The following is a 10,563-nucleotide window of genomic DNA, read 5'->3' as shown; positions in this document are numbered from 1 at the left end:
CTCCTCCTCCATCGGCCACAGGCTGCGAGGCGGCACCTTCGCCGCGCCGGGCGAGATCCGCCGCACCGATGTCGTCGTCGTCGGCGGCGGCGTCGCGGGCCTGGGCGCCGGTTATCGCCTTGCCAGGGCCGGCTATGACGATTTCCTGCTGCTCGATCTCGAAGCAGCTCCCGGCGGCAATGCCGCCAGCGGGCGCAACGAGGTCAGTGCCTTTCCCTGGGGCGCTCACTACGTGCCGTTGCTCACCCAGGAAGCCAGGGCGGTGCGGGCACTGTTCGAGGACTTCGCCATCATCACCGGGTACGGCCCCACGGGCGCGCCGCTCTACGACGAGTATGCCCTCTGCGCCGACCCTTCCGAGCGCCTCTACCGCTACGGGCGCTGGCAGGACGGGCTGGTGCCGGCGATAGGTCTCACTGCCGAGGAGGAGGCGGAGACCAGGCGCTTCTTCGCTACGATGCGCGACTTTCGCCGGCGCGTCGGCACCGACGGCCGGCGGGCTTTCGCCATTCCGCTCGACCTGAGTTCGCAGGACGCCGATCTGATGGCACTCGACGCCATTGCCATGACGGCCTGGATGGAGCGCGAAGGCTATCGCTCGCCGGGGCTCGCCTGGTATGTCGACTATTGCTGCCGCGACGACTACGGCACGCGGTCGCAGGACGTCTCGGCCTGGGCCGGCATCCATTATTTTGCCTCCCGCAACGGCAGGGCGGCCGATGCCGACGAGCAGGGGCTGGTCACCTGGCCGGAAGGCAATGGCTATCTCACGCACCGCCTCGCCGAGGTCCTTGGCCCGCGCGTGCGGTCGCGGACGCTGGCCTTTGCCGTCGAAACAGATGATGCGGGCGCGGCTGTCGACGTTTGGGACGCGGCCGAGGACAAGACCTTCCGCGTCGAGGCGAAGGCCGTGGTGCTGGCGACACCTCATTTCGTGACTGCACGGCTGATGAAGCATGCGGCCCTTGCCGCCGGCTTTTCCTATGCGCCCTGGGCGGTGGCCAACATCACGCTCGACAGCCTCCCCGGCGGCACGGGGGCCGGCCTGAGTTGGGACAATGTCGTCTTCGACAGCCCCCTGCTCGGCTATGTCGTGGCCACCCACCAGATCACCCAGATGCGCCCGACGAACACGGTGTTGACCTACTACTGGCCGCTTAGTCACCTGCCGCCGGAGGAGGCGCGCCGGGAAGCTCTGGCGCGGCCGCTGCAAGCCTGGCAGGGCATCTTCCTCAAGGAGCTCCTCGCGGTCCATCCCGAGCTCGAAGGCCACGTCCGGCGGGTCGATGTTTGGGTTTGGGGGCATGCGATGATCCGGCCGGTGCCGGGCTTCATCTGGGGCGCGCAGCGGCGCGCGGGTCTCGTGCAGAAGCCGCCTGTCTTCACCGCCCATTCGGACATGAGCGGCGTCTCCATCTTCGAGGAGGCCTATACGCACGGGGTTCGTGCGGCCGAGAACGCCATGGCCTATTTGGGCCATCCTTTCGAGACGGTGCTGTGATGGCGCATTCCTTCCTCAAGGCCCAACCCTGGATATTCTCCGCCCGCTTCGACCTCGGCTTCATCCTGGCGCCGGCGCTGGTGGTGACGCTGGCCGCCCTGGTCTGGTCGCTGTCGGGCGGCGCGGCAAGCGAGACGTCGCCGTGGGTCTGGCTGGTGCTCGTGGTCGGCGTCGATGTGGCCCATGTCTATTCGACCCTGTTCCGCACCTATCTCGACCGCGCCGAGCTCAGCGCGCGGCCCTGGCTCTATGGCTTGACTCCGCTGCTGGCCTGGCTGGGAGGCTGCCTGCTTTACTGGTGCGGCAGCCTGGTGTTCTGGCGCGTGCTCGCCTATGCCGCCGTGTTCCACTTCGTGCGCCAACAATACGGGTTCATGATGATCTATGCCCGCCGGGAACGCGGCCTGCCACCGCTCTTCCGCCGCATCGACAAGGCTGCGATCTACGGCGCCACGCTCTATCCGCTCATCTACTGGCATTGCCACCAGCGGGAATTCTCCTGGTTCATCGAAGGCGATTTCATCCGCCTCGACCTGCCGCTGCTCGCCACCGTCGCCGGCCTCGCCTATGCCGCCATCCTGGCCGCCTACGTCGTCAAGGAGGCGGCGCTGCTCCGCCGCGGCATCGGTTTCAACCTGCCGCGCAATTTGTTGCTGGTCGGCACCGCGATGTCCTGGTTCATCGGCATCGTGCTGTTTGACAACGACCTCGTTTTCACCGGCACCAACATCATCGCCCACGGCATCCCCTATATCGCGCTGATCTGGGGCTATGGCCGCAACCAGGCGCGGCTGCAGGGAGGGCGCAGTTCCTTCCTGGCGCCATGGATCGCCCATCTGTTCACCTGGCGCGCCGTGCCTGTCTACATGTCCGCCCTCTTCGGGCTCGCCTATCTGGAGGAGGGGTTGTGGGATGGCTTCGTCTGGCGCGAGCATGGCAGCCTCTTCGGCCTCTTCGGTACCCTGCCGTCGCTCGGCTCCTCCGACGCGCTGATTTGGCTGGCGCCGCTGCTCGCCATGCCCCAAGCCACCCACTACATCCTCGATGCCTTCATCTGGCGCATGCAGACCAGGGACACCAGCTGGAAGCAGGTTCTGTTCGCGCAAGAACCGGGGCGCTCCTGATGGATGCCCGGGTGACTGATCAGCCCCAGGCCGTGCAGGCCCAGCCGTTCGCCCCGGGTCTGCACCTGCTCGTCGATTTCTGGGAGTGCCGCGGCCTCCGGGATGCCGAGGGGATAGAGCGCACGTTGCGCGAGGCGGCGGCGGCCTGCGGCGCCACGGTGCTGGGCGTCATATTGCACAATTTCGGCGAGGGCGCAGGCATCACCGGCGTCGCTTTGCTCGCCGAGTCCCATATCAGCATCCACACCTGGCCCGAGACCGGCTATGCAGCCCTCGACCTCTTCATGTGCGGCCGCTGCGACCCTCGAGGAGCCTTGCCTGTGCTGGAGGCGTGGTTCTCGCCTGGCCGTACGAGAATTACAGAGCACCGGCGGGGATGAGGTCGCAGGCGGACTGTTCGACCTTACCGGCACAGGCGGGCTCTCCTGCTTGAGAGGGGGGCCGATCACCCGCGATGCTGTGGCGACGCGGGTTCGCGCGTTGGGATCTGGGCCCCCGGTGCGGTCAGCTGTTGTTCAACTTCAAGTGGAGGCAATGCAGCGTGGCATGTCAATGCGCGGCGATGTCGAAATATGAGAATAAGATTCCATCGCTGCTGCCGAAACGGCCCTCAAAACAGCCATTGTCGGCCGCCGCCAAGCGGCTTGATGGAGCGATCGTGACCTTGGCGGCGCGTTTCTCCACATTCAGTTCGACACGAACGTCATGAAACGTCAAAAAGGTCCCGTTGAGCGGGAAATGCATTTTGTAAAAGGCTTCCTTGATCACGAATAGAAGCTTGGGCAGGTCGTAGCCCAGGCGACTTTCGATCTCTTCCTGCTCCTCCAGTTCGGGGGCCTGCGACACCAGTTTTGCCAAGTCGCATGGAAGCGGAGAATCGTCCTCGATGTCGATACCGATGCTCAGGAAATCGGCCGACCATCCGACGGCGACAGCGCACAGGCTTCGAGTATGAGAGATGGAACCGACAACACCTGCCGGCCAGACTGGCGCACGATTGCGCCCGACCGGGATGACGCTGTTGGATACGCCAAGGCCCTGCAAAGCCTGCCGGGCATAAATGCGCCCGGCGCGAAACTCACGGCGGCGCGCCGGTACGACATTGCCCAGGGAAAGTTCTTCCGCGAGCAGCAGGTCTCGATCGGCTGGTTCGAGATCGCCGCCCTCGACGACGATGCCATCAGCGACCGACTGGCGAATGGCTGCCACCAGGCGGACTGGCGAACGGTCGTCCAGGACTTCCGGCTCACCGGGCAAGACCACTCCTTTGCCGGCCCAAACTGCTGCTCCATCGACGCTGTCCTGCGTTGTAACAGAACGTCGATGGACCGGGCAACGCTCGCCATCGCCAAGAGAAATGGCGGTCCAGAGCGGCGGATTTAGTGTCCTTCGTGCCCGGCGCGGTAGCCGGCCCCTTATCGCATCCAGCCCACATGCAGCGATGCCGTGAAGCGTTGGACCGCCCTAGGTTTCAGGCGCGACCGAGTTTCACTTGCGCGCCTTGCGTATCGACGCCTGATAGACCAGCGAGGTCCAGCTGTTGCTCGAGGCGAGGTGGCAGTAGAGCATTCCCAGCGCGCCCGATTTCCTGAGGTCGAGGAAGGCCTCGTCGCTCAATTTGTTGAGGGCGGCCTCATCGATCACCTGGAAATCGGTGAGGTTGAGCACCTCGCCGCCCTCCAGCGTCACCTTGCTCTGGCGCGGCGCGAACAGGCCGTGCGCTTCGATTTTCTCGATCATCGCCCGAGTCGCGTTGAAGTCGGTCTGGAACTGGTTGCAGAAGGCCAAAGCCTGCCTGGTCGCCTCGGTCGGCTCGGTGCCGTTGAAGAAGGGCGCGATCTTGCCGCCATCCTCGCGGAACGGCGCCAGCAACTGGTCGACGATGCGCTCGCTGGCGCGGTCGATGCATAGCGTCAGCCGGCCGGCCGTCTTGCTGTCGTCGGCGAGGATGAAGGGATAGCGCCGCACATAGGCCGGAATGTAGTGCGGCTCGCTCCAGCGGCCGTCGGCATCGACGAACAGGTTCTCGTCCTGGCGCACACCGGTGATGATCACCGGCGCCTTGGCGGCGCCGATGAAGACGATCGGGTAGGATCGCATCGCCGCCGGCATTTCCGACGCCGCCACGGGAATTGCGTGCGCGGAGCGGGCGAAGGAGAAGTCGGCGCGCGCCGCCAGGCCGAGCGAGCCGTGTCGTATCGGATTGAGCGCCTCGGGCTTCGAATAGAACAGCGGTAGCCCAATGTCGGCCGCGGCCGGAGCCGTCTGCGTCTTGGCGTCAGTCATTATCGGTATCCTCCAGGCGTCTCGCGCCAATTCGGTTTAGAGCAACTCCAGGAAAAGTGTGAAACGGTTTCCCGTTCGGGATTGCGGCAAGGCAAAGAGCAATTCCAGGAAAAGTGTGTAACGGTTTTCCGTCCGGGATTGCGGCAAGGCAAGAAATAGAACGGCTCAACGTTTCCGCGAAACGATGAACCGCTCCGGTGACCCGCAAGCCCGTGACCATTCCGGTCTCGCTCGCCGGCTTCACCGCCGCGATCGACAAGCTCGCAGCCGTCAAGTGATGCGGTCGCGATCGGTCGCCGCGCGCCTACCCTTGCCTCGGATGTCCCTGGCTGAGCGCAGCATGCCGACTGAAAGCCGACAGGCAGAACGGCGCCTTGACGAGCCGCCCGAACATCGGCACCCTCGATCGCCTGTTCAGTGCTCCCTGAACCCGCGATTGAGCGAGTCGCGGACCGGCGCCAGCATATAGTCGAGCAGGGTATGCTCGCCGGTCAGGATCATGACTTCCGCCGGCATGCCAGGCGACAGATGGATGTCATGCAGCTGTCCGAGGTCGGCGACGTCGACCTTGACCTTGGCGAGGAAATAGGGCTCGCCGGTCCTCTCATCCGTCAGCCGGTCGGCCGAGACAGAGGTGAGCAGGCCGTGGATCTGCGGCAGATGCCTGGTCGGATAGGCCGACAGCACCACGCGTGCCGGCATGTCCGGATGCACCATGTCGATATCGGCCGGTTTGATACGTGAATCGATGACCAGATTGGGCTCGTTGGGTACGATATCGAGAAGCGGCTGGCCGCCGGAAATCACGCCGGATTCAGTCCTGACACGCAGGTTCATGACGGTTCCGGAAATCGGCGCGACGATATCGGTCCTGGCCAGCACATCCTGGCGTGAGGGCAAAAGGCTGCGCAGTTCGGCGAGGTCGCCGCGCACCTTGGCAAGATCTACATTGGCTCTCTCGCTGTCCTGCTGGCGCAGATTGAGCAACTGCAGCTTGGTCTCGCCGATCTGCTGGTCGTTGCCTGCGACCTGCGACCGGTTCGATGCCTGGTTCGCCCGGATATCGGCCTGGGCGCGCTGCAGCGCCAGTATCCGCGGCAGGCGCTCCAGCCCCTGTTTGTACATTGCCTGCGCCGAAACGATCTCCTGGTCGATCAAGCCGAGCTGCTCGGCCTGGGCGGCGATCACGTCCCTCCATCCCGTGCTCTGTTCTTCAATCTGTGCTATGCGCTTGTTGAGGATCTGCTCGCGCCCCTCCCGGGTCGCGAGGCGGCTGTCGAGCAACGCCTGCTCCTCGACCACCACCTTCCGCGCCGTCTCGCTGTCGATCGACGTCAGCTCCCTGGGAAAGCTGATCCGGTCTTGTCCGGCAAGCTCGGCGACCAGGCGCGCCTCGGTCGCCAGCAAGCGGATGTAGCGCCCCTGCAACTCGTCATAGCGCCCTTGAGCATCGGTCGTCTTCATGCTGATCAGGATCTGGCCGGCGCTGACCTTGTCGCCCTCGCGCACATGGATTGTCCCGATGATGCCGCCCTCCAGGTGCTGGACGGTCTTGCGGTAGCCTTCGGGGCTGACGACGCCATTGGCGACCACGGCGCTCGCTAGCAGCGCCATACTCGACCACGCCGCGGTACCGCCGACAAAGACGATCGCCGAGACGTAGCCCAGCATGCGCGCTGGCCGCGTGCGGCGGTTAAGGTCGCGCCTGCCGGCGCGGAACGCAGGCGACCGCCGCCGGACGAGCCAGGCGAGCAGCAGCAGAAGCAGCGCGCTCGCGGCCGCCGCCGCGGCGATCTTCATCGGCTGGTCCAGCTCTTCGAACCAACTCGGTGTCGCGGCTGCCAGATCTGTGGCAGCACCGACCAGCCTGTTCATTTCGTCGCGCAGGCTGGCCAGCAGCAGGTCCAGCATTTTCGACAGGTCGCCAAATCGATTGTCCATGGCTCACTCCGCCGCCTTCAGCGTTGCCGGTGCATTGGCGTGGCTCTTGTCTCGCCTGGGCATCGGCACGGTAATCCGTCTGGCCTGGCCGCCCAGCGCGCCGAGCACCTCGTCCCGCGTGCCGAACATCTTGACGGCGCCATCGAGCATGAAAACGACATGGTCCGCCGAGCGCAAAAGGTTCATCTGGTGGCTGACGAGAATGACGGTGCAGCCTCGTTCCTTCAAAAGGCGAAGGACATTGAACAGCGCCATTTCGCCGTCCGCGTCGAGGCCGGTGTTCGGTTCGTCGAGCACGATGAGCGCGGGATTGCCGAACAGGGCGCGGGCGAGGGCGATGCGCTGACGCTGCCCGCGCGAGATCCGTGCCCCATGCGGCCCTACCTCGGTTTGATAACCGTTCGGCAACCGCAATATCATCTCGTGGATACCCGCAAGTTGCGCCGCGGCGACAACTGCCGCGCTGTCGACATCGCGCAAGCGCCCGATGTTCTCGGCGATCGTTCCCGGAAACAGCTCAACCTGCTGTGGCACGTAGCCGATGTGCATCCCCAATTGATCCGGCGGCCAGCTTGCGACCTCCGCACTATCCAGCCTCACATGGCCGAGCGACGGGCGCAGCGTCCCCACTATTAGGCGGCAGAGCGTGGTCTTGCCGGAGCCCGACGGTCCGATCACGCCGCAGGTCTCGCCGGCCACCACATCGAAGGACACTTTGTTGATCAGTGTCTGCTGTGTTCCCGGCGCATAGTAGTATGCGTCCTCGAGCTTCAGGCGCCCTTGCGGGCGCGGCAAGGTTACGCCGCCGCTCTGCCGGGACCCGGTGTCGGCGAAGAGGCGCATGAGGTTGCGACGCGCGGTGCGAGCAGTGACCAGGCTGCGCCAGGCTCCGATCGAGCGTTCTATCGGCGCGAGCGCGCGGCTGAGCAGGATCGATGCCGCGATCATCGATCCGGCCGTCAGTTCGCCACGCAAGACAAAATACGCGCCGAGCCCCAGCACGGCCACCTGAAGGGCCAGGCGCAGCGAGCGCGACAGGCTGGCGATGCTGGTTGTGCGACTGAGAAGCTGCGCCTGGATGGTCATCAACGACTGCTGCTTTTCTTCCCAGCGCTGCAGCGCCGGCTCTGACATGCCGAGCGAGCGGAGCGTCTCGGCGCCGTCGACGTATTGACTGGCCGCGGCCTGATTGCGGCGCAGCCCCAGCGACGCTTCCTGGCCCTTGCGGCGCGTGAGAAAGTCGTTGGCCAGCGCGCCACAGAACAAAAGAACCGCCCCGGCTATTCCGACCAGGCCCAATGCCGGGTGCAGGAGCCACATGAACGCCAGGAAGACGGGCGTCCAGGGCGCGTCGAGAAAGGTCAGCATGCCGTCAGCGGCAACGAAGCCCCGCAGGTCGGCCACATCCTTCAGGCCGGCCTCGAGGCTGCTGCCCGCAAGGCGAGCTTCCATGGCTCGTTCGATCACCGGAACGCTGAGTTGGTCATCGAGCCATTGGCTGATATGCCCGAGGATCATGCGTCGGGCCTGTTCCAGCATACCATAGACGGCGATCGCGGCGATCACCGCCAGGGTGAGCCACATCAGCGTATCGATCGAGCCGCTCGACAGGACCCTGTCGTAGATCTGCAGCATGTAGACTGTGCTGGCGAGCAGGAGGAGGTTGGCGAGCAGGCTGAAAAGGAGGAGGGCGGGCACCTGGCGCCGCGCCAGATGCATCACCTCCTGGAACTGCGGTCTTGGCTGCATCACGGATACCCCCGTTTCGATGCCTTTGGGCCAGTGCCCGGCCGGGCGTCAGGGGATGGCGCCCGGCCGGATCGAGTCAAGCTATGACGACGCCGTCGACGTGGTTGTCGTCGAAGATGCCGGTCCCGTCGATGCCAATGGAGAAGCTGTCGCTTGCCGTGTCGCCGTCGAAATCGGCGATCTGCACGGTGAAGTCGAGCTTCTCGTCGGGTGCCGGCTGCGCCTGGCTGAGGCCGAACCCGCCGATATCGAAGGTGTTGTTGTCGTTGCCGGAAACGCCATCGGCGTTGCTGACGTTTTCGATCAGCACGCGGTCATGGGTTCCGCTCGTCGTCCACTGCACCTTGTCGCCGGTGCTCAGGCCCTTGATCGTCCAGGTGCCGTCGCCGTTGTCCGTGACGGTCGGAAGAAATTGCGTATTGCCTGTCTTGACGATGTTGTCGACGACCGAGACCGAGGTGATGGTGACGGCCGTGTCGCCGGTGAGCCCGTTGACGAAATTCACCCCCGGTTCAGCGGCGGTGTTGAGGGCCGAGATCTTGACGCTGACGGGTCCGACGCCCGGATTGGTCTGGTTGACGGTGAAGGATGCCGAACTCGCATTGACGACGTTCGTGAACGCGATGTTGGCTTCGACGTCGGCCTCGTTCTGGTCCAGATTTGGCACCAGGAAGTTCGTGTTCGCGCCCGTGACATAGGTGATGAACGCCCCCTCACCGGGGTTGATCTGGTTGCCGTTGACGCCGAATGAGGTGGTGCTGCCGGCCTGGCTGATATTAAGCACATCCTTGGTTGTGATGTTGCCGCCGGCGGATTGATCGAGCGGGTCCTTCCCGATCACCACGATCTGGGTGGAGGCCGGATTGCCGAACGTCATAAACAGGTTGCTGCCGGAGGGTGCCCCGGCGAAGCTGAAATTCACCTCCGCGGGCGGAGGATTCTCGAGAACATCGAAGGTGTAGTTGCCGCCCGACAGGGTCAGCTTGAAGAAATCGATGTCTCCGGCGTTGTGTGTGCCGCTACTATCAACATCCTTGAAGTAGGTAGCGACGGTGTTGCTGTTCGTAAGGTCCCTGAGCAGTGTTACCTGCGAGGATGTGCCGTCCAATATCGTCACGGTCGCTGGGGAGCTCGTGATGCTATAGGTTGCCGGTTCATCCGCCCCGACCACCCCGCTGAGCGTCTTGGTAACGCTGCTGCCAGCAGCGAAATCCACCAGCCCGTCGCTGATAAGCCCGATGGTCGGCACGTCGTTCTCGATCGTGACCGACGCTCCGGCGTCGATCACCACGCTGTCGCCGTCAAAGTCGGTCGCTGCGAACACCGACGCCAAGCTCAGCGCGATCGTCTCCGCGTCGCCCCCGCCGGTCGCCAGCGGCGTGTGGTCGATCTGATCGAGCAGCGTGAAGGTGAATGCGTCGTCGGCCGTGCCCAGCTTCGTGTCAGCACCCGCCGTCTGCACCAGCGTGAACACCGTCCGCCCGTCCGCCACGCCGTTCACGTGCGTTGCATCAACGAAGTCGAACAGGATGCTGGATCCTTTCGAGTCCAGCCCCGTATCCACGTTGTCGATCAACGGATTGAGCGACACCGTCACCGGCTCGTCGGCGCCTGCATTCACCAGGCCCGCAATCTGCGCACCGGTAAACGCCGCTACCGTGGTCGTCGCGTCATTGTCCGTAATGCCCGTCGACAGACCCGTCAGTTCGTCCTCATCAACGTTCACGTTCACCGTGGCCGCGTTGTTCTGCGGCACATCGTTCTCGATCGTGACCGACGCCCCGGCATCGATCACAACGCTGTCGCCGTCGCCGTCGGTCGCTACGAACACCGAGGCCAAGCTCAGCGCGATCGTCTCCGCGTCGCCCCCGCCGGTCGCCAGCGGCGTGTGGTCGATCTGATCGAGCAGCGTGAAGGTGAATGCGTCGTCGGCCGTGCCCATCTTCGTGTCAGCACCCGCCG

8 protein-coding genes are annotated in these 10,563 nt (G+C 64.6%); 3 read left to right on the top strand and 5 right to left on the bottom strand.

Features of this window, described 5'->3' with window-relative positions:
- The 3 genes from EN742_RS11825 to speD form a co-directional block, all read left to right on the top strand.
- A partial coding sequence (locus tag EN742_RS11825) for an FAD-dependent oxidoreductase (protein WP_128332836.1) occupies positions 1 to 1,501 on the top strand: 1,501 nt, incomplete at its 5' end.
- Positions 1,501 to 2,625, top strand: a complete 1,125-nt coding sequence (locus tag EN742_RS11820; RefSeq protein WP_189375292.1) for a hypothetical protein — start codon at positions 1,501 to 1,503, stop codon at positions 2,623 to 2,625. The genes EN742_RS11825 and EN742_RS11820, both read left to right, overlap by 1 nt.
- Positions 2,626 to 2,636: 11 nt before the next feature.
- Complete coding sequence (gene speD / locus EN742_RS11815) at positions 2,637 to 3,005, top strand: adenosylmethionine decarboxylase (RefSeq protein ID WP_245455564.1); 369 nt, start codon at positions 2,637 to 2,639, stop codon at positions 3,003 to 3,005.
- Positions 3,006 to 3,174: 169 nt separating this feature from the next.
- Here the strand turns inward: speD and EN742_RS11810 are convergent, their stop codons facing one another.
- From EN742_RS11810 to EN742_RS11785, 5 genes are all read right to left on the bottom strand, one after another.
- Positions 3,175 to 3,882 (bottom strand): 4'-phosphopantetheinyl transferase superfamily protein, encoded by a 708-nt coding sequence (locus tag EN742_RS11810; protein WP_189375290.1) that lies wholly within the window; start codon positions 3,880 to 3,882, stop codon positions 3,175 to 3,177.
- A 231-nt stretch (positions 3,883 to 4,113) separates the two neighbouring features.
- Positions 4,114 to 4,911 carry a SapC family protein gene (locus tag EN742_RS11805; RefSeq protein ID WP_126056147.1) on the bottom strand — a complete coding sequence of 266 codons (798 nt, stop codon included), beginning with the start codon at positions 4,909 to 4,911 and terminating at the stop codon, positions 4,114 to 4,116.
- 414 nt (positions 4,912 to 5,325) lie between these two features.
- The gene (locus tag EN742_RS11795; protein ID WP_127405381.1) at positions 5,326 to 6,852 is read right to left on the bottom strand and encodes an HlyD family type I secretion periplasmic adaptor subunit; all 1,527 of its coding nucleotides are present in this window, start codon (positions 6,850 to 6,852) and stop codon (positions 5,326 to 5,328) included.
- Positions 6,853 to 6,855: 3 nt separating this feature from the next.
- Entirely contained in the window at positions 6,856 to 8,571 is a 1,716-nt protein-coding gene (locus tag EN742_RS11790; protein ID WP_127405380.1) for a type I secretion system permease/ATPase, read from the bottom strand.
- A gap of 106 nt (positions 8,572 to 8,677) precedes the next feature.
- A partial coding sequence (locus EN742_RS11785; RefSeq protein ID WP_210214451.1) for a hypothetical protein occupies positions 8,678 to 10,563 on the bottom strand: 1,886 nt, incomplete at its 5' end.

The organism is Mesorhizobium sp. M4A.F.Ca.ET.020.02.1.1 (assembly GCF_004022645.1).
Taxonomy (GTDB): domain Bacteria; phylum Pseudomonadota; class Alphaproteobacteria; order Rhizobiales; family Rhizobiaceae; genus Mesorhizobium.
Note: the sequence above shows the minus strand (reverse complement) of the source record. Positions and strands in the feature narration are given on the sequence as shown.